The organism is Streptomyces sp. NBC_01477, assembly GCF_036227245.1.
Classification (GTDB): Bacteria; Actinomycetota; Actinomycetes; order Streptomycetales; family Streptomycetaceae; genus Actinacidiphila.
Genome location: NZ_CP109445.1, coordinates 3455665 through 3481704 on the forward strand (window position 1 = coordinate 3455665; position 26040 = coordinate 3481704).

Below are 26040 nucleotides of genomic sequence, written 5' to 3' on the forward strand. Positions count from 1 at the left end.
GGCGGTCGGTGCCGGGGACGCCCGGAACCGGCCGCTCTGCGAAGAGAGCACCACGAAGCACACATTACAGCTTGTTCAGAGCGATTTGTCAGGAACGGTACGCACCGGCGGCACCGCCGGAATCGGGAGCAGCGGCAGCCGCAGACCGCCGAAGGCGTCCTCCGGGACCACCGGGGCGGCCGGCCTGACCGCGGCGATCCTGCGGTAGGCCTCGCCCTGGTCCGGCCGCGGGTCCGCCTCGCCCTTGTTCGGCCACAGCGACATCGCCCGCTCCACCTGCGCGGTGATCGTCAGCGACGGATTGACGCCGAGATTCGCCGACACGGCCGCGCCGTCCACCACATGGATGCCCGGATGCCCGAACAGCCGGTGGTACGGGTCGATCACGCCGTGCTCGGCGTCCTCGCCGATCGGGCAGCCGCCCAGGAAGTGCGCGGTCATCGGCCGCTGGGTGGCCTCGCCGATGTTGGTGCCCGCGAAACCGTTGATCTGCGCGGCGATCAGCCGGGCCGCCTGCGCCCCCTCGGGAATGTGCACCGGGTTCGGCTCGCCGTGGCCTTGCCGCGCCGTCAGCAGGCCCTTGCCCAGGCCCTTGGTCTTGCGGTACGTGATCAGCGAATTGTCGCTGGTCTGCATGACCAGGCCGATGATGGTGCGCTCCGACCAGCGGTAGTTCGACAGCGACCGGAAGGTCACCACCGGGTGCAGCAGGTTGTGGCCGAGGATCTCCAGCCAGCGCGGCGCCTTGCCGCCGTAGGGCGCGGCCGGCACCGACATCGAGCCCATCGAGTTGGAGCCGCGGCCGTAGCGGACCGGCTCGATGTGGGTGTGGTCGTTGGGGTGCACCGACGAGGTGATCGCCACGCCCCGGGTGAAGTCCAGCGGGCGGTCCGGGTACTTCTTGCGGTAGCGGCCGGGCGAGGTCTGGGCGCCGACCAGGGCCTCGGAATTCGTCCGGGTCAGCTCGCCGAGCCGCGCCGAGATGCCGGGCAGCCGGCCCGCGTCGCGCATCGCGTGCAGCAGCGTCTGCGTTCCGTACGTGCCCGCCGCGACGACCACCTGGCGGGCGCGCAGCACCTGCCGCCCGCCCTTCCTGCGCTGGTCGGTGGGGACGGCGGTGACCTGGTAGCCGCCCCGCGCGTCCTCGGCGAGGTCCACGACGGTGGTCATCGGGTGGACCACCGCGCCGGCCTTCTGCGCGAGGTGCAGATAGTTCTCGTTGAGGGTGTTCTTGGCGCCGTGCCGGCAGCCGGTCATGCACTCCCCGCACTCGATGCAGGCCCTGCGGGCCGGCCCGGCCCCGCCGAAGTACGGGTCGGGGACCTCTTCGCCGGGCGCGGCCTTGTGCGTACCCTCCCCCTCCGCGGATCCCGCGCCCTCCGCGTCCTTTCCGTCGCCGAAGAAGACGCCGACCGGGGCCAGGTGGAAGGTGTCGCCGACGCCCATCTCCTCGGCCGCGTCCCGCAGGTGGACGTCGGAGGGCGTGAGCGTCGGATTGACCCGCACCCCGAGCATGCGCTTGGCCTGGTCGTAGTACGGCGCCAACTCCGCCTGCCAGTCGGTGATCCGGCCCCACTGCGGGTCCTGGAAGAAGGCGGCGGGCGGCACATAGAGGGTGTTGGCGTAGTTCAGCGAACCGCCGCCGACCCCGGCGCCGGCCAGCACCAGCACATTGCCCAGCACGTGGATGCGCTGGATGCCGTAGAGGCCGAGGGCGGGCGCCCACAGGTAATTGCGGAAGTCCCAGGAGTTCTTCGGCAGTTCCTCCCGGGCGAAGCGGCGGCCGGCCTCCAGCACGCCGACCCGGTAACCCTTCTCGGTCAGCCGCAGCGCCGAGACGGCACCGCCGAAGCCGGAACCGATCACCACGACGTCGTAGTCGTAGCCGTCTTCCTCTGACACATCGTCCTCCGTGGGGTGGGCCGGCCGGCTCAGCGCATCCGCAGGGTCTTCAGCAGCCGCAGCGAACGGGTCATGAAAGCCGCGTACTTCTCGTCGTCCATGCCGAAGGACGGCGCCAGCGGAAGCAGCCGCTGGGTGGCGACGGTCTGGGCCTCGGTGAATTTGAGGATGCCCTCGGAGCCGTGCCTGCGGCCGAGCCCCGAGTCCTTCATACCGCCCATCGGCGCGCGCACACTGCCGTACGCGGCGGCGTACGCCTCGTTCACGTTCACCGTGCCGGAGCGCAGCCGGGCCGCGATCCGGGCGCCGCGGCGGGTGTCCTTCGTCCAGACGCTGGAGTTGAGGCCGTAGTCGGTGGCGTTGGCGCGCTCGACGGCCTCCTCCTCGTCGCGGAAGCGGTAGACCGACACGACCGGGCCGAAGGTCTCCTCGGCGCACACCGCCATCGGCGGCTCCACGCCGTCCAGGACGGTCGGCTCGTAGACGTAGGGCCCGATGTCGGGCCGCGCCCGGCCGCCCGCCAGCACCTGGGCGCCCTTCTCCCTGGCCTCGTCCACATGGCGGGTCACCACGTCCAACTGCCGCGGCCCCACCAGCGATCCCATGCCCGCGCCGTAAGCCAGCGCCGTCCCGAGCCGCAGCGCCCGGGTCCTCTCGGTGAATCTGGCCAGGAAGGCGTCGGCGACCGACTCGTCCACGTACAACCGCTCGATGGAGATGCACAGCTGGCCGGCCGACGCGAAGCAGGCGCGGACCGCACCCTCGGCGGCCTTGTCGAGGTCGGCGTCCCGCAGCACCAACAGGGCGTTCTTGCCGCCCAGTTCCAGGCTCGCGCCGATCAGCCGGGCGGCGGCGCGCTGCGCCACCTCGCGGCCCGTACGGGTCGAGCCGGTGAAGGACACGTAGTCGGCGTGGTCGACCAGCGCCGGGCCGACGACCGGCCCGTCGCCGATCACGATCTGCCACACGCCCTCCGGCAGCCCCGCCTCGATCATCTGCTCGCGCGCCCACAGGGCGGTCAGCGCGGTCTCGGTGTCCGGCTTCATCACGACGGCGTTGCCCGCGGCCAGGGCGGGCAGGGCGTCGCCCACCGACAGCTCGAAGGGGTAGTTCCAGGGGGCGATCTGCCCCACGACCCCGCGGGGCTGGCGCAGCTCCACCGTCCGGGTGAGCGTCGGGATCGCGCCCTGGTGGCGCTTCGGCGCCAGATACGCCGGGGCCTTGCGCCCGTAGTGCCGGGCCGACATCGCGACGACCTGCAATTCCTCGTGCGCGTGCAGGCGGGCTTTGCCCGTCTCGACCTGGATGAGGTCCAGCAGGTCGCTCTGTCGGGCCAGGATCAGGTCGTGGAACCTCAGCAGTACGCCGGCCCGCTCGCGGGCCGGCGTCGCGGCCCAGGCGCGCTGGGCCGTGCGGGCCGCGCGGAAGGCTTCCGCCACGTCCTGGGGCGAGGCCTCGGGATATTCGGCGAGCCTGTCGCCGGTGAGCGGGGTGTGGCTCACGGTCCGCCCCTCGCCGCGGAGGCCGCGGGTGAGCCGCGCGAGGACCTCGGGCGTGACGACGTCCTGCGGCCCCCGGGTGCCGGCCGGGGCGACCGGGTTCCCGCCGGGCGGTGCGGTCGCGCCTGCGGCGGCTGCGGGGGTCGCGGTCGCGGCGGTCGCGGCGGTCGCGGCTGCGGGCTTTGGCGAATCCGTCATGCCGGTGAGGTTACGGCGCCGGGCGCTGCGCGGCTACCCATCAGTAGCCCTTTTCTCCCCCCACCCCTCACCCGGGGTAACCCCCAGTAACCCCCTCCCCGCCCACGGTGCCCCACCGGGGCTTGCGCCCCTGGGGGGGTTGCCGCTTCCTGTCACGTTCACAGTGCCGCCGCACTGCGGCTGGGCGCGCAGTTCCCCGCGCCCCTGGGGTGGTGGCCGCCCGTCCCCACACGACGGTACGTCGTGGCTTGTCGCGCAGTTCCCCGCGCCCCTGATGGGTGCCCTCCGCGGCAGAGCAGGCGCCCTTCCGTGAGAACTCACCCTCTGCGGCAGCGGAGCCGTGCCCCACAGGGGAACTGCGCGGCGAACACGCACAGAGCGCGACTGTGAGGTCGGTGACAGGCGTCGCGCGGGACGCGGGGAACTGGACTTGCCGGTCCACTCCGGCGTACCTACCGTCGAAGACGTGACCCTCACCCGCAGAGGCGCCGCGACGCGGCACCGCATCATCGAGGGAGCCGCAGCCGAAATCCGCCGGCACGGCGTGTTCTCCGTGACGCTCGACGACGTCCTGGCGAGCACCACGACCAGCAAGGGCCAGCTCTTCCACTACTTCCCCGGCGGGAAGGAAGAGCTGTTCCTGGCGGTGGCCCGCCACGAGGCGGCCAAGGTGCTCAGCGACCAGCAGCCCGAGCTGGGCGCGCTCACCTCCTGGACCGCCTGGCGGCACTGGCGCGACAAGGTCGTCGCCCGCTACCGCGAGCAGGGCCAGAACTGCCCGCTCAGCGTCGCGGTCTCCCAGGTCGGGCACGCGACCCCCGGCGCGCAGGCGGTGGCCACCGAACTGCTGGAGCGGTGGCAGGCCGAGATCGCCGCGGGCATCCGCCACATGCAGGGCATCGGCGAGACGGACCGCGGACTGGACGCCGACCGCGCCGCCGCCGCGCTGCTGGCCGGCATCCAGGGCGGTGTGCTGATCCTGCTGTCCACCGGCAGCCTGCGCCACCTCGAAGCCGCGCTGGACCAGGGCATCGCCCACCTGCGCGGGCGGCCCTCACGGGGTGAAGGTGGCCCGGGCGGTGTCGAAGGTGTCCCGGGTCTCCTCGACCCGGGTGATCAGGCCTGACACCCACACGTCGTACATCCGGCCGCCCTGCGTCCAGCACAGGTCGAAGACGCGCCGGGCGCCGCGGCCGTCGCTGAAACCGTCGTAGGTGAACTCCCAGAGCGCCGCCTCCTGGCCGTTCTGGGAGGTACGGGTGATGACGCCGTCGCGATAGCCGGGGTAGATGCTGTCCGGGCCGCGGGCCACGACGTCCTGTCCGTGCATCACGGCGTACGGGCCGCCGGGATCGGGCGACTGCTCGCGTTCGCCGAAGCGGAAGGTGTGGTCGGGCGACCAGTAGTAGACCCGGGGCTTGAGTTCCTGCCGTACCCAGCCCGCCGGGAGCGCCACGGCGAAGCCGCGCTTGTCGGTGGTCGTACGGAAGCCGGCCGGGAGGACCGGGGCGGTGGGCGTCGGCGAGGGCGACGGTGTCGCGGGCGGGGTGGTCGTCGGTGCGGCAGTGGTGGTGACGGGTGGCGTGGTCCGCGGAGCCGAGGCGGCGCTGCCCCGGCCGTGGGTGACGACGAGCGCCGCGGTGGCGCCGGCGACGACCGCGATCATGACGGCCGCCGCCACCCCGGCCAGCAGCCGGCGCCGCCGGCCCCGCGGCTTCGGGTCCGCCGGCTTCTCGACCGGGAGTTCCGGGGTGGGCGCGTCGGGGGTCGGCGGCTCGACGCCGGTCTCCGCGTACGCGACCAGGACCGTCATCACATCGGCGGCGGCCATCCGGCGGGCCGGGTCGCGGTCCAGCAGGGCCTGAACGACCGGCAGCAGCGGGCCGACCGTGGCCGGCGGGGTGATGTCGCCGATCGCGACCGCGTGCACGATCTCGCCGATCGATTCGCGCTGGAAGGGCGAGTGGCCGTCGACCGCCGCGCACAGCAGCGCGCCCAGCGACCACAGGTCGGACTCCGGGCCCGCCGCCCGGCCGCCCGACATCCGCTCGGGCGCGGTGTATTCGGGCGAGCCGACGAAGGAGCCGGTCTCGCTGATCGTGGCGCTGCCCGGGATGCGGGCGATACCGAAGTCGGTGAGGACGACGCGGCCGGTGGCGTGGTCGATGAGGACGTTCGCGGGCTTGACGTCGCGGTGCTGGATGCCGTGCGCGTGCGCGGCGAGCAGCGCGCCCGCGACGGCCGCGCAGATCCTGGCGGCCTCGCGCGGCGCCAACGGGCCGTCCTCGCGGAGGATCTCGGCCAGTGAGCGGCCGTCGATCAGCTCCATCACGATCCACGGGCGGCCGTCCTGCTCGACGACGTCGTACACGACGACCACGTGGGGGTGGCGGATACGGGCCACGCTGCGGGCCTCCCGCAGCGCGCGCTCGTGCTGGCGGCCGGACTCGACCTCGCTCAGCCCGGTGTGCGGGAGGTGCAACTCCTTGACGGCCACCTGGCGGTGGAGCAGTTCGTCCGTCGCCGCCCATACGGTGCCCATGCCGCCGCGGCCGAGGCGGTTGGTGATGCGGTAGCGGCCCGCGACCACATCCCCCGGTGCCGCGGCGTTCCGACCCCCGTCACTCGCCATCCCCCCATCATGCCGCACCCCTCCACCCCGACACCCGTTTTCCCCCGCCCAGCCCCCCGGGCAAGTCCCGGAACCCTCACCCGGTAATGGGTTCGCCGCGCAGTCCGCCACCCAGCCGCAGGCGGCACGTCACGACAAGTAGCACCCCCTCAGGGGCGCCAGGAACCGCGCGCGCGACCACGACGCCGGGAAAGAAGCGACGCCACCGCAAGTGGCAATCACCCAGGGGCGCGAGGAACCGCGCGCCCAGCCCCCACCGGGCAGCAGGTGGCAGGTCACGGCAAGTGGCCCCCTCAGGGCTGCGAGGAACCGCGCGACAAGCCCCCACCGGGCCGCAGGCGCCCGGACAAGGTCAAGAAGCGCGACGCGGACGTCAGTCCGCCGCGTAGGTCTCGACGACCTTGTCGAACGCCCGCTGCACAGCGGCCCGCTGCGAGTCCGGCCCGTAGATGAGGACCACGTGATACCGCCCGCCGATCTGAATCGCCAGGTTGCGCCCGTAGATCGACTGCTGGTTCGCGTCCCGCCAGGTGTACTCGCCCTCGGCGGCCTGGTGGCCCTGGATGGTGACGGCTTGCAGGCCGGCCGCCGAGGACCAGGACGAGGCCCGGAAGTCGGCGAGTTCGGGCTCCACGAGCTGATAGGCGACCGGGTCGTCACTGTCACCCGTCGCCTTGTCACGGCCCGGCACGACGGTCATCGTCAGGTCGCTCCCGGTGAACCGCACCTGCCCCTTGCCGTTCTTGCCGGTGCGCAGCCAGCCGGTGTGGACGGCGACGGTGAAGCCCGCCGGGTCGGTGTGCAGCGCGAAGTCCGCGCCGAGGTCGGGCGGCGCGACCGGGGGCACGGTGGTGGCGGCGTGCGTGGGTGCCTTCGGCGGAGCCTTCGTGGCGGTGTGCGTCGGCGCCGCGGTCGCCGAGGGCTCCGGGTCCTTCTTCTTGCCGCCGCCGGAGCCCGGCATCTCGGCCGGCACCGTACGGTTCCCGTCGGCCCCGTCCGTGGAGCTGTCGCGGTGCGGCAGCAGCAGCACCACGAAGACCACCAGCGCGACCAGCACCGCCAGTATCAGCACCAGCAGCCGGGCGCCGAGCCGGCGCGGGGCGGCGGCGGTGCCGTCGGGGGCGGGGCCGCGCGAGGAGACCACCTGCTCCTCGTGGAAGTGCTCCTGCATGACCTCGCTGCGCTTGACCCGCTCCCGCTTGGCCTTGACGACCCTGGCCTGCTTGCCGCGGGCGTGCCTGCGGTGCTGGAGCCCCTCGGGGTCGGCGGCGGCCTCGCGGCGCCGGCGCTTGACCAGCTCGCCCTTGCGCCGCTTGACCGGCAGCTTCGCCGGATCGGTGGGCAGCTGGACGGTGTGGGTGCCGACCTCGGGTTCCGGCGCGGAGCGGATCAGCGAGCGCAGCCAGCCGCCCAGCTCCTCGGCCTCGGGCCGCTCCTCGGGGTCGGGCCGCAGCAGCGACTCCACGACCGGGCGCAGCGGTCCGCACTCCTCGGCGAAGGCGGGCGGCTCCGCGCACACCAGCTGGACCAGCTCGGCGGCATTCTCCTCGGGATACGGCGGGTGGCCCTGGACGCTGCGGAAGAGCAGCGACCCGAGTGCCCACAGGTCGGCGGGCGGGCCGACCGGCGGCGACAGCTGCCAGTTCTCGTGCACCGGGTGGGCCTGCTCAGGCGCCCAGCGCTCGGTGACGGCGCCGACGACGGTGATGCGGTTCTGCCGGGCCCGCTCCTGTTCGAGCGCGGACCGCGGGCCGTGCCAGGCGGCCGGATCACGGGGTGCCCCGTCCGCCGCGCCGTCCGAGGCCTCGGCGGCACTCATCGCCGGGACGTGCTCGGGCAGCGGGTCGTAGCCGCAGAGGGCTTCCTGCGCGGCTCCGGCCGCGAGGCCGCCGAGCATGGCGCGGCCGTCGTCGCAGACCAGCACCGTGCCCGTGGTGACGTTGCGGTGGGTCCAGCCGTGGGCGTGCAGGGTGCGCAGCGCGGTGAGGACGTCGGAGGCGACCTCGGCGGCGCGATAGGCGTCGATGGGGCGTTCGGCGAGTAAGGCCGCCAGCGGGCGGCCGGACACCAGCTCGCTCGCGATCCACAGGCTGCCGTCCTCGACGAAGATGTCGAAGACCTGGACGAGTCGGGGGTGGTCGGGTATCGCGGCTGCGGCGCGGGCCGCGTCCAGGGCGCGGCGGGCGCTCTCGCCGAGCGTGTCGGGGTCGTCGTCACCGAATTCGGCGGCCACCACCTCGGGCAGCAGGACCTGGCGGACCAGGACCTCCTGGCCGCTGTAGGTGTCGAAGGCGCGGGTCTCGACGAGTTCGTACTCGTCCGCCGGCGGCCTGGGCAACCGGTAGCGGTCCGCGAGTACCCGCCCTGCGTATTCGTCCACGGCGCCCCCTCCCTGGCCCGGTCGGACTGCGGTACGAACCGGTCACGTCCGGGCGGTCCCGGATGCGTACAGTTCGATCCCCTTCACGATACGTGCTGCGACTCACTCACCCGGCCGGTTTGAACGTGTCGAAGGCGATCGCCCGCATCCGCTGGTTCGCATCGCTGTCCCATGCGTCGGCGGGGAAGGTGAACAACAGCGCATAGCCGTGGTGGGCGTCCGTCACCATGCCTCGGTTCAGGACGTGCACTTGCCTACCCGAAAGCGTCCGCTTGTACTCCCAGTCCGCGGCGTCGTATCCGCGGTAGGTGACCCGCTGGACGCCGATCTGCTGGTATCCGTTCATGCCGGCGCCGACCGTCTTGGAGTCGTGCTGCCACTTGGCCAGGGCGCTGGGCCCGGGGGTCGAAGTGGAGTCGACCAGCAGTTCCGCGCCGTCGGGGCCGCTGAAAAGCGTGCCCGTGTGGTAGTGGTTCTGGCCCGCGGACACCTGCTTCCAGCCCGCGGGGACGGCCACGGACGACTTACCCGCCGCCTGGACGAGCGAGAAGCCCGCCGGCGCCGTCCCCGGCCCGGTGGACGCGCTCGGCGTCGTCGTGGACTTGCCGCCGGTGCCCGCGGAGGTGGCGGCCGAGTCGTCGGCGCCGCCGGTGGCGGAAGGGGCGGAGGCCGACGGCTTGCGGTCGTCGCCGTCCTTCCGCTTCGTGGTCTGCGTGCTGCCCGGCGTGCCGCTGGCGCCCGCGGTGGTCTTGCCGCCGTTCTTGGTGTCGCCGTCCCCGCCGCCGGATTTGGCGAGCGCGACGCCTATCAGCGTGCCCAGCAGCGCCAGGGCGACGGCGACCGCCGCGATGACGAGGGTGCGGCGCGGTACGGCGTCGGTGATCGGGGAGCGGGCGGGCGGCGGGGCGGCGGCCGGCCCGCCGGGCTGGGGTGAGGCCGCGGGCGCGGTCCTGGACGTGGCCGCCGCCTTGCGCACGGACTGGAGCGCCTCGCGCACCCTGGCCTGCTCGGCGTCGGCCCGCTCGGCGTCGGCCCGCTGAGTGGCGGGCGGCGCGTCGGTCGGGGTCGGCTGCGGGTCGACCGGCAGCACCGCCGTGGCGGTCTCGCCGCTCGGCGCGGCCGGGGCCACCGGGCGGTCGGGCGCCTCGGCGACGCTCCGGAGCATCGCGCGGGCGGCGCTCTCGTCCAGCCGCTTCTCCGGGTCCTTGGCCAGCAGCCCGGTGATGACCGCGCTGAGCGGCCCGGCGTTGCGCATCGGGCCGACGGGCGCGGTCATCACCGCGGTCAGGGTGGCGATCGCCGACCCCTTGTCGTACGGCGGCCGGCCCTCGACGGAGGCGAAGAGCAGCGCGCCCAGCGACCACAGGTCGGCCGGCGGGCCCGGCTTGTGGCCGCGGGCGCGCTCGGGCGAGATGTACGAGGGCGCGCCGACCAGCATGCCGGTGGAGGTGACGGAGGGGTCGCCGTCGATCTGCGCGATGCCGAAGTCGCCGAGCACGACCCGCGAGTCGTTGGCGATCAGCACGTTGGACGGTTTGACGTCGCGGTGCAGGATGCCCTCGCGGTGCGCGGCGGACAGCACGTCGAGCACGACGAGGCCGACCTCCGCGGCCCGTTTGGGGGTCAGCGGGCCGTCCTCGCGGATGGCGTCGGACAGCGACCTGCCCTCGATGAGTTCCATCACGATCCACGGCCGGTCGTCCTCCTTGACGACGTCGTAGACGGTGATGGCGCCGGTGTTGCGGATCCTCGCGGTCGCCTTGGCCTCACGCAGCGTGCGCGTGACAAGGCGGCGCTTCTCGTCCTCGTCGACGTTGCCCGGGAAACGCAGTTCCTTGACGGCGACGGAGCGGCCCAGGGTCTCGTCGACCGCGCGCCAGACCGTACCCATACCGCCCTTGCCCAGTACGCCGTCGAGGCGGTACCGGTCGGCGAGCAGGCGTCCGTCGGTACCTTCGACCTCGCTCATGGGTTCCCTCTGCAGTCCTGCGGTGTGAAACCCCATCATCCCCGACCGGGGCACCAGGATGCGAATGCGGAGCTCGGGCCGCTGTTCAGCCCTGCTGCCGGAAACCGGCGGCGGCGGTGTCGAACACCGGCTTGTAGGTGGTCCATTGGGACTTCGGCGCGGACAGGTACACCGCGTACTCGCGTCCACCCTCCTTGCCGAATCCGAGGTCCACGGCGCGGAAGGTGCTGCTCGTGCCCTTGAACGTGAACTGCCACAAGGCCGCGTCCTGGCCCCAGGCGGTCTTGGTGGTCTCCATGCGCTCGCGGTGGTAGTTGCGGACCTTGTCCTGGGTCTGTGGTTCCAGGTCCAGCCAGTGCTGGTACGGGTCGGAGCTGGCGTAGTCCAGGGCGCTGATCTTGAGGGCGACCGTGTCAGTGGGGTCGACGTAGCTGACCTGGTCGCCGTCGTCGGTGACCTTCTTCGTCCAGTCGTCGGGGACCGGGACGCTGTAGCCGCGGTTGGCCTGGTCCTCCAGGTGGTAGCCGTCCGGGACGGGCGGCGGGTGCGCGTTGGTCGGCTCGGCGGTGGGCGTCGCGGGGGTGGTGGGCGTCGTGGGGGCCGTGGTCGCGGTGGTCGCGGTGGTCGCGGTGGCGGTCGGGGCGCCCGTGGGGCCGCCGTCGCCGCCGGCCGCGTCCGACCGGTGCGCCCGGTCCACGGCGACGGCGATGCCCCCGGCCAGCACCGCGACGGCCGCCGCGGCGGCGATCCAGCGGCCGGGGCGGCGGCGGTCCCGGCCGTGCGGCGCGGAATACGGCGGCTGCTGCCCCGTGGTGGAGTACGCGCCGGGGGCGTCGCCATGCGGCGGCGTGTGACCGGCGTGCGCGGGCGCACCACCGCGGGCGGCGGACGCCGGATCGGAGACGGGCAGCGGCTCGGTCACCTTGACCTGCTCGACCACCGCGGTGTCCTGGTCCCCCGCCGGGATGCGCAGCATCCGCTCGGCGTCCTCCGCCGACAGCCGCTCAGCGGGCTCCTTGGCCAGCAGGCCCGCGATCACCTCGGTCAGCGCCCCGGCGTTCGGCGGCGGCACGACCGGGTCCTCGGCGATGGCGTACGCCGTCTCGATCGCGGTCGGGCGGCGGAAGGGCGACTCGCCCTCGACGGCCTGGTAGAGCGTGGCGCCCAGCGCCCACAGGTCGGCCTCGGGCCCCGGCATGGCGCCGCGGATGCGCTCGGGCGACAGGAAGTCGATGGAGCCGATCAGCTCGCCGGTCCTGGTCAGCGTCGAGGTACCGGACGCCTGGGCGATGCCGAAGTCGGTGAGGACGATCCGGCCCCCGTCGCCGAGCAGGACGTTGCCGGGTTTGACGTCGCGGTGCAGCACTCCTGCGCGGTGGGCGGCCCGCAGCGCCGCGACCATGCCGCGGCCGATCCTGGCGGCCTCGGCCGGCGGCAGGGCGCCGCCCTCCTTGAGCCGTTCGCCGAGGGTGACCGAGGGGACGTACTCCATGACGATGGACGGCAGGCCCGCGTCGTCCACCACGTCGTGGACGACGATGACGTTGGGGTGGCTGATCCTGGCGGCGGCGCGGGCCTCGCGGCGGGTGCGCTCGAAGAGCGTGGCCAATTCCTCTTCGAGCATGTGCGGCTGCGGCGGGTGCAGTTTCTTGACCGCGACCTGGCGGTCGAGGAGTTCGTCCTCGGCCCGCCACACGGTGCCCATGCCGCCGCGGCCGATCCGCTCCATCAGCCGGTACCGGCCCGCGACCAACCGCCCCTCGTCCGCGGGTGCCACCATGTCCTGTTCCTCCGTCTGTCCCCCGATCACGCGTGCCAGGAGGGCCGTTCGGCCCGTTCCGGCTCGCGTCCAGACGCCGTGCGCCTAGAGAGGCACGATATCCGGCGCCCCCAGCCTGGCGGCATCCGCGGTCAGATCGTCCGGCTGGCGCTGCGATTCGCGCTCCGCCTCCACGCGCTTCTCGTAGTATTCGACCTCCTTGTCGACCTGGTGGGCGTCCCAGCCGAGCACCGGCGCCATCAGCTCGGCCGCCTCGCGGGCGCAGCGGGTGCCGCGGTCGAAGGTCTCGATCGAGATCCGCGTCCTGCGGGCGAGCACGTCGTCCAGGTGGCGGGCGCCCTCGTACGCCGCCGCATAGACGACCTCGGCGCGCAGGTAGTCGTCGGCGCCGGTCAGCGGGGCGGCCAGCGACGGGTCGTCGGCGATCAGGTCGAGCACTTCGTCGATGAGGGTGCCGTAGCGGTTGAGCAGGTGCTCGATCCGCGCGACGTGCACACCGGTACGGGCGGCGGTCCTGGCCCTGGCGTTCCACTCCGCCTGGTAGCCCTCGGCCCCGGCCAGCGGCACGTCCTCGGTGCAGCACGCGGCGACCCGGTGGTCCAGCCCGTGCACGGCCTCGTCCACCGCGTCCTTGGCCATCACCCGGTACGTCGTGTACTTGCCGCCGGCGACGACCACGAGCCCGGGCACCGGGTGGGCCACGGTGTGCTCCCGGGACAGCTTGCTGGTGGCGTCGGACTCGCCGGCCAGCAGCGGGCGCAGCCCGGCGTAGACGCCCTGGACGTCGTCCCTGGTCAGCGGGGTGGCCAGCACCGAGTTGACGTGGTCGAGCACGTAGTCGATGTCGGCGCTGGAGGCCGCCGGGTGCGCCTTGTCCAGGTCCCAGTCGGTGTCGGTGGTGCCGACGATCCAGTGCCTGCCCCACGGGATGACGAAGAGCACGCTCTTCTCGGTGCGCAGGATCAGCCCCGTACTCGAATGGATCCGGTCCTTGGGCACCACCAGGTGGATGCCCTTGGACGCCCGTACGTGGAACTGCCCGCGCTCGGCGATGAGCGCCTGGGTGTCGTCGGTCCACACCCCGGTCGCGTTCACCACCTGCTTGGCCCGCACGTCGTATTCGCCGCCCGCCTCGCCGTCGAGCACCCGGGCGCCGACGACGCGCTCGCCCTCCCGCAGGAAGCCGGTCACCCGCGCCTGGTTGGCGACATGCGCGCCGTACGACGCGGCGGTACGCACCAGGGCCGCGACGAAGCGCGCGTCGTCGACCTGGGCGTCGTAATACTGGAGCGCGCCCACCAGCGCGTCCTTGCGCAGCGCGGGGGCGACCCGCAGCGCGTGCTTGCGGGTGAGGTGGCGGTGCACGGGCAGGCCGCGCCCGTGTCCCGAGGACAGCGACATCGTGTCGTAGAGGGCCACGCCCGAGCCCGCGTACAGCCGCTCCCAGCCCTTGTGCTGGAGCGGGTAGAGGAAGGGCACCGGGCGCACCAGGTGCGGCGCGAGCCGTTCCAGCAGCAGCCCGCGCTCCTTCAGCGCCTCGCGGACCAGCGCGAAGTCGAGCATCTCCAGATAGCGCAGCCCGCCGTGGATGAGCTTGCTCGACCGGCTGGACGTGCCGGCGGCCCAGTCGCGGGCCTCGACCAGCCCGGTCGACAGCCCGCGGGTGGCCGCGTCCAGCGCCGTCCCGGCGCCGACGACGCCGCCGCCCACCACCAGGATGTCGAGTTCCTTCTCCGCCATCCGGGTGAGGGCCGCCGCCCGCTGGGCGGGTCCGAGTGTCGTCGTACGCATCCGTACCTCCGTGCCTGTCGCTGGTGACCGGGCTCTCGGTCGGTTCCGCTGGGTCGTTCCTGCTCGGGTTCCACCGGGATATGCCGTGATCCGGCGGTGGCCCTCCTTCGATAGTGACCGGCCCGGCCGGACGCTGCCAGGCCAGGTCGCCGGGCCTGTACGGCGCGGCGAGTGGTCATATCAGTGATTTGTCTGGTTAGCCTGTTTTAAAGCCATGCATGAGCCCATTCGTGGTGGTCGCCAGGGAGGACACCCCCCATGCCCGCAGACCTCGCCGTACTCGGACTCGGCAGCACCGGACTCCCGCTCGCCCAGGCGGCGACCGTCGCGGGCGTCGGTGTCATCGGCTACGACCCCGATCCCGCCACCGTCGCCGACATCAACGCCGGCCGGGTGCCGCCGGGCTCGCTCGCCGCCGCCGACCTGCGCAGGATGCTGGCCTGCGGCTTCCGCGCCACCGCCGACCCGGCCGTACTGGGCCGGGTGCGTACCGCGGTGATCTGCGCGCCCACCCCGCCCGGCGAGGACCACGCCCTCGACCTGTCCGCGGTCGCCACCGCCGCCCGGGCGCTGGCCGCGCACCTGCGCCCGCACACCACCGTCGTCCTGGAGTCGGCCGTCTACCCCGGCACCACCGAGGGATATCTGCGCCCGCTGCTGGAGTCGCACGGGCTGCGGGCCGGCCGCGACTTCCACCTCGCCTACTCCCCCGGCCGCCTCGACCCCGGCAACCGCGCCTACCAGCTGGCCAACACCCCCAAGGTGGTCGGCGGCTGCACCCCCGCGTGCACCGAGGCCGCCGCCGCCTTCTACAGCCGCTTCACCGAACGCATCGTGCGGGCCCGCGGCACCCGCGAGGCCGAGGCGGTCAAGCTGCTGGAGACCAACTACCGGCACGTCAACATCGCCTTCGCCAACGAGATGGCGGTCTTCTGCCACGACCTGGGCGTCGACCTGTGGGACGTCATCAGGTGCGCGGAGACCAAGCCGTTCGGCTTCCAGGCCTTCCGCCCGGGCCCCGGCGTCGGCGGCCCCGCCGCCCCCCTCGACCCCAACGCGGCCCCGCACTTCACCCCGCCCGCCCACCCCCGGCTGCCCGGCCACCCGCTGCGGATGGTCGAACTCGCCCAGGAGGTCAACTCCCGCATGCCGCGCTATGTCGTCCAGCGGGCCGCGGCGCTGCTCAACGAGCACGGCAAGTCGCTGCGCGGCGCCCGCGTCCTGCTGCTCGGCGTGACGTACAAGGCCGACCTCGCCGACCAGCAGGGCGCCCCCGCCCGGGAGATCGGCACCCGGCTGCTCGAACTCGGCGCCCAGCTCAGCTACCACGACCCGTACGTACCGCAGTGGCGCGTCATGGACCGCCCGGTCCCGCGCGCCGACTCCCTGTGGGAGGCCGCCGCCGACGCCGATCTGACGCTGCTGCTCCAGCACCACCGCACGTACGACCTCCAGGGCCTGGCGGTCAAGGCCCAACTCCTGCTCGACACCCGCGGCGCCACCCCGGCCGGCGCCGCCGCCCGGCTGTGAGCGACGGGCCGTGATCGCCCTGGCGGGGCGGACGTCCGGGTCCTGTAACGACCGGATCAAACGTCTTGTCCGATTGTCACTGCCCCCTGCTAGATTTCGGCTCACCGTTCGCACGGGGCATGCACGCATCAAAGTGGGCCGCCCGACGTGCGGAAACCCACAGCATTCCGTCCCCGGGGGACCCTTTATGAGCTCCGACTTCCCGCCGCCGCAGCAGCCGCCCGGCGGCCAGAACCCGTACGCGCAGCAGCCGCCGCCCGGCCCGCAGCAGCCGTACGCCCCGTCGCCGTACGTCACCCCGCCGCAGGGCGGCGCGCCCTTCAACGCCGCCGCGTACGCCCCGCCGGCCCCGATCGGCGCCCCGCCGCGGGGGAACCCCGGGCTCGCCGTCGTCGCGGGTGTGGCCGCCATGCTGGTCGCCGCGTTCGCCTACGCCGGGATCATGCGGGCGATGGCCAAGGACGACGGCCACTACACCGAGGTCGGCTACCTCGCCCTGGCGGTGGGCCTGCTGATCGGCTTCGCGCTCGGCAAGATCGGCGGCCGCAATCCCGTGCTGCCCTTCGTCGGCATCGTGCTGGCGCTGCTCGGCGTCTTCCTCGGCGAGATGGTCGGCCTGTCGATGATCGCCAGCCACTACGCCTCACAGGCCGGCCTGGACATCTCCTGGTTCTCGATGCTCACCGACCACGGCGGCGACGTCTTCCGCCAGTGGAAGCACGACTTCGACGCGAAGTCCTTCTTCTTCCTGGCCATCGCCGGCCTTGAGGGCTTCGTCGTGACCCGCCGCGTCGCGAACTGACCCGCGCGCACACGAAAGGCGGCGGGGACGCAGCTCGCGTCCCCGCCGCCTTCGCGCTGTCTCAGCGGTGGTGCGTCGGCGAGACCGTGACCTCGACGCGCTGGAATTCCTTCAGGTCGGAGTAGCCGGTCGTCGCCATCGAGCGGCGCAGCGCACCGAAGAAGTTCATCGAGCCGTCCGGGGCGTGCGACGGGCCGAGCAGGATCTCCTCCGTCGTGCCGGCCGTCCCGAGGTTCATCCGCTTGCCGCGCGGCAGTTCGGGGTTGACCGCCTCCATGCCCCAGTGGAAACCGCGCCCCGGCGCGTCCGTCGCGCGGGCCAGCGGCGAGCCCATCATCACCGCGTCCGCCCCGCAGGCGACCGCCTTGGGCAGGTCACCGCTGGCGCCGAAGCCGCCGTCCGCGATGACGTGCACATAGCGACCGCCGGACTCGTCCATGTAGTCCCTGCGGGCCGCCGCCACATCGGCCACCGCGGTGGCCATCGGCACCTGGATGCCCAGCACATTGCGCGTGGTGTGCGCGGCCCCGCCGCCGAAGCCGACCAGCACACCGGCGGCCCCGGTCCGCATCAGGTGCAGCGCCGCCGTGTACGTGGCGCAGCCGCCGACGATGACCGGCACGTCCAGCTCGTAGATGAACTGCTTGAGATTCAGCGGCTCGTGCGACCCGCTGACGTGCTCCGCGGACACGGTGGTGCCGCGGATCACGAACAGGTCCACCCCGGCGTCCACCACGGCCTTGGAGAATTGCGCGGTCCGCTGCGGCGACAGCGCGGCGGCCGTCACGACCCCGGCGTCCCGCACCTCCTTGATGCGCTGCCCGATCAGCTCCTCGCGGATCGGCGCCCGGTAGATCTCCTGGAGCCGCGCGGTCGCCCGTACGTCATCCAGCTCCGCGATCTCCGCGAGCAGCGCCTCCGGGTCGTCGTACCTGGTCCACAGCCCCTCCAGATTCAGCACCCCGAGCCCGCCGAGGTTGCCGATCCGGATCGCGGTCTCCGGCGACACGACCGAGTCCATCGGCGCGGCGAGGAAGGGCAGCTCGAAGCGGTAGGCGTCGATCTGCCAGGCGATCGAGACTTCTTTCGGGTCCCGGGTGCGGCGGCTGGGCACTACGGCGATGTCGTCGAAGGAATATGCCCTGCGGCCTCGCTTGCCCCGACCGATCTCGATCTCTGTCACGTCCGTGCCTCTCTCTGTGGCCTGCGGCCCCAGTATCCCGCACGCCGTGGCTGCCGCCCGCGCCGGACGTGCCCGTACGCCTGCCGGGGCCCCCAGGAGCGCGCGCGACCCTCCACAGCCGTCGTGTGCGGACGCCCCCTGGGGCACCCCCTGCCGTAAGGGGAACCGCACGACCCCAGCGCCCCCGGGTGGGCACCCCCTGCCGCGGAGGCAGCGCGCAATTCCGCGCCCTGGGGAGGGCAGGACGTGGCCGGGGGCGCCAGCGCGGCGTCAGCCGTGGTAGTTGGGGGCCTCGACCGTCATCTGGATGTCGTGGGGGTGGGACTCCTTGAGGCCCGCCGCGGTGATGCGGACGAAGCGGCCCTTGGACTCCATCTCCGCGACGGTCGCCGCGCCGACGTAGCCCATGGTCTGGCGCAGGCCGCCCACGAGCTGGTGGAGGACGGCGGACAGCGGGCCGCGGTAAGGAACCTGGCCCTCGATGCCCTCGGGCACGAGCTTGTCGTCGGCCGAGACCTCGGCCTGGAAGTAGCGGTCCTTGGAGTACGAGCGGCCCTGCCCGCGGGACTGCATCGCGCCGAGCGATCCCATGCCGCGGTAGGACTTGAACTGCTTGCCGTTGATGAAGAGCAGTTCCCCGGGGGACTCCTCGCAGCCGGCGAGCAGGCTGCCGAGCATGACGCTGCTCGCGCCCGCGGCCAGCGCCTTGCCGATGTCGCCGGAATACTGCAGGCCGCCGTCGCCGATGACGGGGACGCCGGCGTCGTGGCAGGCCTGCGCGGCCTCGTAGATCGCGGTGACCTGGGGGACGCCGATGCCGGCGACCACCCGGGTGGTGCAGATGGAGCCGGGGCCGACGCCGACCTTGACGCCGTCCACGCCCGCGTCGATCAGCGCGCGGGCGCCGTCGCGGGTGGCGACGTTGCCGCCGACGAGGTCCACACTGACGCTGGCCTTGATCTTGGCCATCCAGTTGAGCGCGTTGCTGTTGTGGCCGTGCGAGGTGTCGACCACCAGGAAGTCCACCCCGGCGCCGACCAGCGCCTGCGCGCGGTCCAGGGCCTCGGGTCCGGCGCCGACCGCGGCGCCGACGACGAGCCGGCCCTCGGAGTCCTTGGCGGCGTGCGGATATTGCTCGGCCTTGACGAAGTCCTTGACGGTGATCAGGCCGCGCAGCCTGCCGTCGGCGTCGACCAGCGGCAGCTTCTCGATCTTGTGGCGGCGCAGCAGCGCCATCGCGTCCACGCCGGAGATGCCGACGTTGCCGGTCACCAGCGGCATCGGCGTCATGACCTCGCGGACCTGGCGGGCGCGGTCGGACTCGAAGGCCATGTCGCGGTTGGTGACGATGCCGAGCAGCCGCCCGGTGCCGTCGGTGACCGGGACACCGCTGATCCGGAACTTCGCGCACAGCGCGTCCGCGTCGCCGAGCGTGGCGTCGGGGCGGACCGTGATCGGGTCGGTGACCATGCCGGACTCGGACCGCTTGACCAGGTCCACCTGGTTGACCTGGTCCTCGATCGACAGATTGCGGTGCAGTACGCCGACGCCGCCCTGCCTGGCCATCGCGATGGCCATCCTGGCCTCGGTGACCTTGTCCATCGCGGCGGACAGCAGCGGGATGTTGACCTTGACGTTGCGCGAGATGAGCGACGAGGTGTCCACCTCGTTGGGCAGCACCTCGGACGCACCCGGCAGCAGCAGCACATCGTCGTAGGTCAGCCCGAGGGCGGCGAATTTCTCGGCTACTCCGTCGGCGTTCAGCGTCATGACACCTTCCCGAATGGTCTTGCCCGGCGAGTTGTTCAATGGTAGTGGCTGTGCCGGTATTCCCAGGACGGTCCGGTACGGACCAGTGCCCGCAAGGGTGGAACGAGCGACAGGCCTAGGCGCTGAGGCCGCCCGCGCCCGCCGGGTGTGCGGCGGCCGACTCCTCGGCGATGGCCCGCAGCCGGCTCAGCGCGCGGTGCTGGGCGACCCGTACGGCCCCCGGCGACATGCCGAGCACCCGCCCGGTCTCCTCGGCGCTCAGCCCGACGGCGACCCGCAGCAGCACCAGCTCCCGCAGATGCCCCGGCAGCCGGTCGAGCAGTTCCTTGGCCCAGGCGGCGTCGCTGTTGAGGAGCGCGCGCTCCTCGGGGCCGAGCGAGTCGTCCGGTTTCTCCGGCATCTCGTCGGAGGGGACGGCGGTGCTGCCGGGGTGGCGCATCGCGGCCCGTTGCAGGTCGGCGACCTTGTGGGCGGCGATGGACACCACGAAGGCCTCGAAGGGGCGCCCCAGGTCGCGGTAGCGCGGCAGTGCGCACAGCACCGCCAGGCAGACCTCCTGTGCGAGGTCGTCCACGAAGTGCCGCGCGTCACCGGGCAGCCGGGACAACCGGGTGCGGCAGTAGCGCTCGGCGAGCGGGTGAACGTGTGCCAACAGGTCGTGAGTCGCGCGTTGATCGCCGTCAACGGCGCGACGGACGAGGGCACCAATGGCCGGAGTATCGTCGTCGCGCATCCACCCATGGTGCCTCGCCGCCGGAGCATCCGCCGCATCGCGGCCGTACTTCTGCACCGAAGCGTTATGAGCCGTCGTGGCCGAAGCCGCGGCTGAGTCCGCGGCAGACACTGTCATCTGCGCCTTCTGGTCCGCCATGTGAAGCCCCCGCCGATCCCCGAGGAAGTCCATACGTCAAGCATGCGTCCTCCCCCGGGAAACCGAGGACTCGCGGGCGAGTTCGCCGTACGGCGTACGGCGTAGCCGAGTCAGCGGACCAGGCCCCAGCGGAAGCCGAGAGCCACCGCGTGCGCCCGGTCCGAGGCGCCGAGCTTCTTGAACAGCCGCCGTGCGTGCGTCTTGACGGTGTCCTCCGACAGGAACAGCTCGCGGCCGATCTCGGCGTTGGACCGTCCGTGGCTCATCCCTTCGAGCACCTGGATCTCCCGGGCGGTCAGGGTGGGCGCGGCGCCCATCTCGGCGGACCGCAGCCGGCGCGGCGCGAGCCGCCAGGTCGGGTCGGCGAGCGCCTGGGTGACGGTGGCCCGCAGTTCGGCGCGTGAGGCGTCCTTGTGCAGATAGCCGCGGGCGCCGGCGGCCACCGCGAGGGCGACGCCGTCCAGGTCCTCCGCGACGGTGAGCATGATGATGCGGGCACCGGGGTCGGCGGACAGCAGCCGACGTACGGTCTCGACGCCGCCGAGCCCCGGCATCCTGACGTCCATCAGGATGAGGTCGGACCGGTCGGCCCCCCAGCGGCGGAGCACCTCCTCGCCGTTGGCCGCGGTGGTTACGCGCTCGACGCCGGGCACGGTCGCCACCGCGCGGCGCAGGGCCTCTCGGGCGAGCGGGGAGTCGTCGCAGACGAGGACGGAAGTCATGACCGCCCTCCGCAGCTGAACCGCGTCACGTTGTGCCTCCAGGCTGTACGAAGTCTTCACCGTTGGGGCTGACGGCATCGGGCAGATGCCCGAATCCTGTGGGACCGCTAGGGCCGCCAACCGCTTCCGCCACACTCAACGACCCTCACCCGAAAGAGTTACGAAGTTTGGTCGCCACCATCAGCACTCTACGTGATCGTGCGCATGCGGAACGGTCACGGCGCAGGTCAGAATGGGTGAGCCGACAGATTTCCGGCACCACCGCCGATCCATCGCAGACCGGGGCAGTCCGGCGGATGCTGCTGAACGGGTGTTATGCCGGACTTTGCACCCTTTGGCCGCTCTTTTCTGATGCGTGGGCTAATCGCCGCTAGATTGGCGATGAGTCATATTTACAGCTACTACGACAGTAGATGTACGGTCGAAGACACCGAGGTCGTCTTGGCCGTCACGCACCCGTCGAGGGGATGAGCAATGGCAGACTTCTCCCGCCTTCCCGGCCCGAACGCCGATCTCTGGGACTGGCAGCTGGTGGCTGCCTGCCGAGGCGTCGACAGCTCACTGTTCTTCCACCCCGAGGGCGAACGCGGCGCCGCCCGCAGCGCGCGGGAAGCCGCGGCCAAGGAGGTGTGCATGCGCTGCCCCGTACGCGCGGAGTGTGCCACTCACGCCCTGGCCGTACGCGAGCCGTACGGCGTCTGGGGCGGGCTGACCGAGGACGAGCGCGAGGAGATGATGGGGCGCTCCAGGCACCGCGTGCTCGGTTCACCGACGTAGAGCCCAGCAGAATCGATTCTGCGGTCAGGACCAGCGCAATCCCGCCCGCGCCAGCCGGCCCAGCATCATGTCCACCGCCGGTACGTGTGCGAGGTCGGGCAGCGTCAGAGCCACGACCTCGCGCTGCACGGCGGGCCGCAGCGCGAGCACCGCGACACCCCGCGACCGCAGCGACTCCAGCGCGAGCCGCGGCAGCACCGCCACCCCGAGACCCGCCGCGACCAGCCCGATCACCGCCGGGTAGTCGTCGGTCGCGAAGTCGATCCTGGGCGTGAAGCCCTCCCGTTCGCACAGCTCCACCAAATGGCCCCGGCAGCGCGGACAGCCCGCGATCCACCGCTCACCGGCCAGCTCCGCCAGCTCCACCGCCGCCGGACCGCCGGCCAGCCGGTGCCGCTGCGGCACCACACCGACCAGCCGGTCCGCGAGCAGCGGGCGTACCACCAGGTCGTCCCAGGACTCCTCGGCCGGCGTCGGCAGGTCCGGATAGCGGAAGGCCAGCGTGATGTCGCAGTCCCCGGCCCGCAGCATGTCCACGGAACCCGGCGGCTCGGCCTCCACCAGCGAGACCTCCGTGCCCGGATGCCGGTCCCGCATCTCCGCGACCGCCCCCGGCACCAGCGTCGGGGTCCCCGAGGGGAACGACGCCAGCCGCACCCGCCCGGCCCGCAGCCCGGCGATCGCGGCGACCTCCTCCTCGGCCGCCGCCAGCCCGGCCAGAATCCCGTCGGCGTGCCGCACCAGCGCCTCGCCCGCCTGGGTCAGCCGCATCTCGCGCGGCCCGCGCACCAGCAGCGGAGTGCCCGCGGAGGCCTCCAGGGCCTTCATCTGCTGGCTGACGGCCGGCTGCGTACAGCCCAGCAACCGCGCAGCCGCGGAAAACGAACCGCCCCGCGCCACCGCCCGCAGCACCCGCAGATGCCGTGCCTCGATCATTCCCCCACCATAAGCATGACTTAGGTATGACCTCCATAAATCGGCAATGGACTTTGCCCCGCCCCGGGTCCAGGCTGAAATTCATGAGCGCCCACGCACCCACCGCCGCCCTCGCCGATCTGCGGGCCGCCGAATACCCCGGCCTCCCGGCCGGCTACCTCAACGCCGCCACCCACGGCCTCGCCCCGGCCCGCACCATCGCCGCCCTGCGTGGCGCCCTCGACGCGTGGGCCGCCGGGCGGCCGGACACCGGCGGCTACGAGACCGCCGTCGCCGACGCCCGCGCCGCCTTCGCCCGCGTCACCGGTGTGCCGGCCTCCCAGGTCGCCCTGGCGAGCACCGTCGCCGGCAGCGTCGGCCTGATCGCCGCCGCCCTGCCCCAGGGCGCCGAAGTCGTCGCCTACCAGGAGGATTTCAGCTCCCTGGTCCACCCCTTCGCGGCCCGCCCCGACCTCCGCCTGCGGCTCGTCCCCCTCCAGGACCTCGCCGCCGCCGTACGCCCCGGCACCGCGCTGGTCGCCGTCAGCGCCGCGCAGTCCGCGGACGGCCGGGTCGCCGACCTCCCCGCGATCCGCGCCGCCGCCGCCGAGCACGGCGCCCGCACCCTCCTGGACGCGACCCAGTCCATCGGCTGGCTCCCGCTCGACGCCGCCGACTACGACTACGTCGTCTGCCACGGGTACAAGTGGCTGGTCAGCCCGCACGGGGCGTGCTTCCTCACCGTCCGCCCCGGCGCCGAGTCCACCCTTTCCCCGGCCTTCACCGGCTGGTACGGCGCGGACGACCCGTGGGGCTCCTGCTACGGCCCGATCACCGACCTCGCGCCCGGCGCCCGCCGCTTCGACGCGAGGCCCGCCTACCTCGCCTACGTCGGCGCCGCCGCGTCCCTCGCGCTCATCGCGGAGGTCGGCGTCGCCGCGATCCATGCCCACGACCTCGCGCTCGCGGAACGCCTCCGGGCCGGCTTCACCGCCCTCGGGTACGCGCCCGTCCCCGGCCCCTCCGCGATTGTCGCGGTGCCCGACGTGGCCCCTGACGTCCACCAGCGCCTCACCGACGCGGGCGTCGCCTTCTCCGCGAGGGCGGGCAATCTGCGGTTCGCCCCGCACTTCTACAACACCCCGGCGGACGTCGACCTCGCCCTGACAGCGGCGGCGTAGCTCGCGCAGGCGGTGGGCCGGCTACGCGCACACGCCCGTGCGGTGGGGCGTGTGCAGGTCTCTCTGCGGGCGGTTGCGCACCACCGGCGACCGCACCCGCGGCGACGGCGTACCCCGAAGGTTTGCTCACCCACCACAGACAGGCAGCCGCGGGCCGGCCGGAGGGGACGCCCCGAGGCCCGCCCACCCCCACACCCACCCACCACCGACAGATGGCCGCTGGCCGGCCGGGAGGGAACGCCCCGAGGCCCGCCCACCCCCACACCCACCCACCAACGACAGATGGCCGCTGGCCGGCCGGGAGGGGACGATCCGGGGGTGTCCCCGCAGGACTGCGCACAACTCCCGCAGGAACGTTTGCACAGAGCCGAGGTGCGCAGTCCGAGGAGATACCCCCGGAGCGGCACCGACCCCACCCACGCCAAGCGCACCCCACCCCCGGCCCACGCGGAAAACCCGGCCACCCAGCCACCCAGCCACCCGGCCACCCGGCCACCCAGCCACCCGAGGCCACCGCCGCCCGGCCGCTTGAGGGCACCCGCAAGCGACCGGAAACCGGTTGGCCCCACCACCCCCCAGTGGTGAAATGCCCGGATGAACCCCGCAGAAGTCCTTGCCCTCTTCGACGCCCAGCTCCGCCGCGACGCACCCCCGGAGACCCCCACCACCAGAATCGACCGCACGGCCGGCGTCGTACGCCAAGTGGGCGCCGCCCCCCACGATTGGTGCGGGATCCTGTGGTCCGACCTCGACGAGACCACCGCCGACGCGGCCGTCGCCGCCCAACTGCACTGGCTGCGCACCGACCCCGAAGCCGCCGGCCGCGAATTCGAGTGGAAGACGTACTCCCACGACCTCCCGGCCGACCTCGGAGAGCGCCTGGCCGCGGCGGGCTTCGAGCCGGAGGACCCGGAGACCCTGATGGTCGCCGAGATCGACGAGGTGGCCGAGCTCACGCGGGACGCCGAGCTGCCGGCAGGCATCCGGCTGGAGCCGGTGACCGACGCGGCGGGCGTCGAGATGGCCGCCGCCGTGCACGAGCAGGCGTTCGGCACGAGCGCGGAACGGCTCAGGGACAGGATGCTCGACCAGATCACCGAGCGCCGCGACACCGTGAGCATCGTGCTGGCGATGGCCGGCGACGTACCGGTGTGCGCGGCACGGATGGAGTTCTGCCCGGGCACGGCGTTCGCGGGGCTGTGGGGCGGCGGCACCGTCAAGGAGTGGCGCGGCAAGGGCATCTACCGGGCACTCGTCGCGCACCGGGCGCGTATCGCCGCGTCGCACGGGTACCGCTTTCTCCAGGTGGACGCGTCGGACGACAGCCGCCCGATCCTGCGGCGGCTCGGCTTCGCGGCGCTGAGCGTGACGACCCCGTACCTGTTCACGGCCCCGCCCCAGGCCGTGTCCACGGCCCCGCCCCAGGAAGAAGGCCGATGAGGCGATGAAGCTGCTGAGCGTCAACGTGGGCCGCCCGACGCCCAACCCGTGGAAGAAGCTCGCGGCGACCGGCATCGACAAGCGCCCGGTCGAGGGCAAGGTGGCGGTGAGGGCGCCGGGGCCCAAGGGGACGGGGGCGGTCGGCCTGGCCGGGGACCGGGCGTACGACGTCAAGCACCACGGCGGCGACGACCAGGCGGTCTACGCGTACGCCCGCGAGGACCTGGACCGCTGGGAGCGGGAACTGGGCCGCAGCCTGGGAAACGGCGCTTTCGGCGAGAACCTGACGACCACCGGCTACGACGTGAATTCCGCGCTGATCGGCGAGCGGTGGAAGGTCGGCGCGGCGGGGCCGCTGCTGGAGGTGTCCTGCCCGCGCATCCCGTGCGTGACCTTCGCCGGGTGGCTGGACGAGCACGGCTGGATCAGGAGATTCACCGCACGCGCGCTGCCCGGCCCGTATCTGCGGGTGATAGAGCCGGGCGAACTGGCCGCGGGCGACCGGGTGGAGGTCACGTACCGCCCGGCGCACGAGGTGACGGTGGAGCTGGCCTTCCGGGCGATGACCACGGAGTCGGAGCTGCTGCCGCTGCTGCTCGCCGCGGAGGCGCTGCCCGCGAAGGACCTGCGGAAGATCGGCGAGCGGCTGGCCAGGAACGACCGGTGAGGGACCACCGGTGACACGCCGTACGCCTACG

The 26040-nt window shown here is 73.0% G+C and carries 19 protein-coding genes; 7 read left to right on the forward strand and 12 right to left on the reverse strand.

The features are described from left to right. Positions 1-75: 75 nt before the first annotated feature. Entirely contained in the window at positions 76-1935 is a 1860-nt protein-coding gene (locus OHA86_RS14040) for a GMC family oxidoreductase (protein WP_329182405.1), read from the reverse strand. Continuing rightward, entirely contained in the window at positions 1932-3599 is a 1668-nt protein-coding gene (locus OHA86_RS14045) for a succinic semialdehyde dehydrogenase (RefSeq protein WP_329175483.1), read from the reverse strand. Before OHA86_RS14045 ends, OHA86_RS14040 begins: the two co-directional genes overlap by 4 nt. A 466-nt stretch (positions 3600-4065) precedes the next feature. On the opposite strand from OHA86_RS14045, the gene OHA86_RS14050 reads away from it, so the two are divergent. Next, positions 4066-4725, forward strand: coding sequence for a TetR/AcrR family transcriptional regulator (locus tag OHA86_RS14050; RefSeq protein ID WP_329175485.1), 660 nt, complete (start codon positions 4066-4068; stop codon positions 4723-4725). Here OHA86_RS14050 and OHA86_RS14055 read toward each other — a convergent pair. From OHA86_RS14055 to OHA86_RS14075, 5 genes are all read right to left on the reverse strand, one after another. Then, positions 4654-6231, reverse strand: a complete 1578-nt coding sequence (locus OHA86_RS14055) for a serine/threonine-protein kinase (RefSeq protein ID WP_329175488.1) — start codon at positions 6229-6231, stop codon at positions 4654-4656. The two genes, OHA86_RS14050 and OHA86_RS14055, sit on opposite strands and share 72 nt — an antisense overlap. A gap of 373 nt (positions 6232-6604) precedes the next feature. Then, positions 6605-8611 (reverse strand): serine/threonine-protein kinase, encoded by a 2007-nt coding sequence (locus OHA86_RS14060; protein WP_329175490.1) that lies wholly within the window; start codon positions 8609-8611, stop codon positions 6605-6607. 106 nt (positions 8612-8717) lie between these two features. Continuing rightward, on the reverse strand, positions 8718-10580 hold the full coding sequence (locus OHA86_RS14065; protein WP_329175491.1) for a serine/threonine-protein kinase: 1863 nt from the start codon (positions 10578-10580) through the stop codon (positions 8718-8720). An 85-nt stretch (positions 10581-10665) separates the two neighbouring features. After that, entirely contained in the window at positions 10666-12360 is a 1695-nt protein-coding gene (locus tag OHA86_RS14070; protein ID WP_329175493.1) for a serine/threonine-protein kinase, read from the reverse strand. 84 nt (positions 12361-12444) lie between these two features. Then, positions 12445-14151: a glycerol-3-phosphate dehydrogenase/oxidase gene (locus OHA86_RS14075; protein ID WP_329175494.1), complete on the reverse strand. Its 1707-nt coding sequence runs from the start codon at positions 14149-14151 to the stop codon at positions 12445-12447. A 258-nt stretch (positions 14152-14409) separates the two neighbouring features. On the opposite strand from OHA86_RS14075, the gene OHA86_RS14080 reads away from it, so the two are divergent. Both OHA86_RS14080 and OHA86_RS14085 read left to right on the forward strand, forming a co-directional pair. Continuing rightward, the gene (locus OHA86_RS14080; RefSeq protein ID WP_329175496.1) at positions 14410-15681 is read left to right on the forward strand and encodes a nucleotide sugar dehydrogenase; all 1272 of its coding nucleotides are present in this window, start codon (positions 14410-14412) and stop codon (positions 15679-15681) included. 187 nt (positions 15682-15868) lie between these two features. Continuing rightward, positions 15869-16483, forward strand: coding sequence for a hypothetical protein (locus OHA86_RS14085; RefSeq protein ID WP_329175498.1), 615 nt, complete (start codon positions 15869-15871; stop codon positions 16481-16483). A 61-nt stretch (positions 16484-16544) separates the two neighbouring features. On the opposite strand, the gene OHA86_RS14090 is transcribed toward OHA86_RS14085, so the two are convergent. The 4 genes from OHA86_RS14090 to OHA86_RS14105 form a co-directional block, all read right to left on the reverse strand. Beyond that, positions 16545-17666, reverse strand: coding sequence for a GuaB3 family IMP dehydrogenase-related protein (locus OHA86_RS14090; RefSeq protein ID WP_329175499.1), 1122 nt, complete (start codon positions 17664-17666; stop codon positions 16545-16547). 270 nt (positions 17667-17936) lie between these two features. After that, the gene (gene guaB / locus OHA86_RS14095; RefSeq protein WP_329175500.1) at positions 17937-19436 is read right to left on the reverse strand and encodes an IMP dehydrogenase; all 1500 of its coding nucleotides are present in this window, start codon (positions 19434-19436) and stop codon (positions 17937-17939) included. A 115-nt stretch (positions 19437-19551) separates the two neighbouring features. Beyond that, the gene (locus OHA86_RS14100; RefSeq protein ID WP_329175501.1) at positions 19552-20169 is read right to left on the reverse strand and encodes a sigma-70 family RNA polymerase sigma factor; all 618 of its coding nucleotides are present in this window, start codon (positions 20167-20169) and stop codon (positions 19552-19554) included. Positions 20170-20417: 248 nt separating this feature from the next. Continuing rightward, positions 20418-21029 carry a response regulator transcription factor gene (locus OHA86_RS14105; protein WP_003948568.1) on the reverse strand — a complete coding sequence of 204 codons (612 nt, stop codon included), beginning with the start codon at positions 21027-21029 and terminating at the stop codon, positions 20418-20420. Positions 21030-21503: 474 nt separating this feature from the next. On the opposite strand from OHA86_RS14105, the gene OHA86_RS14110 reads away from it, so the two are divergent. Beyond that, positions 21504-21806: a WhiB family transcriptional regulator gene (locus OHA86_RS14110; protein ID WP_329175502.1), complete on the forward strand. Its 303-nt coding sequence runs from the start codon at positions 21504-21506 to the stop codon at positions 21804-21806. Positions 21807-21830: 24 nt separating this feature from the next. On the opposite strand, the gene OHA86_RS14115 is transcribed toward OHA86_RS14110, so the two are convergent. Beyond that, positions 21831-22742, reverse strand: a complete 912-nt coding sequence (locus OHA86_RS14115; protein ID WP_329175503.1) for a LysR family transcriptional regulator — start codon at positions 22740-22742, stop codon at positions 21831-21833. A gap of 83 nt (positions 22743-22825) precedes the next feature. On the opposite strand from OHA86_RS14115, the gene OHA86_RS14120 reads away from it, so the two are divergent. The 3 genes from OHA86_RS14120 (at position 22826) to OHA86_RS14130 (ending at position 26009) form a co-directional block, all read left to right on the forward strand. Further along, positions 22826-23902 (forward strand): aminotransferase class V-fold PLP-dependent enzyme, encoded by a 1077-nt coding sequence (locus OHA86_RS14120; RefSeq protein ID WP_329175504.1) that lies wholly within the window; start codon positions 22826-22828, stop codon positions 23900-23902. A gap of 594 nt (positions 23903-24496) precedes the next feature. Beyond that, positions 24497-25342 carry a GNAT family N-acetyltransferase gene (locus tag OHA86_RS14125; RefSeq protein WP_329175505.1) on the forward strand — a complete coding sequence of 282 codons (846 nt, stop codon included), beginning with the start codon at positions 24497-24499 and terminating at the stop codon, positions 25340-25342. Between the two features lie 4 nt (positions 25343-25346). Continuing rightward, positions 25347-26009, forward strand: coding sequence for an MOSC domain-containing protein (locus OHA86_RS14130; RefSeq protein ID WP_329175506.1), 663 nt, complete (start codon positions 25347-25349; stop codon positions 26007-26009). Positions 26010-26040 lie beyond the last annotated feature (31 nt).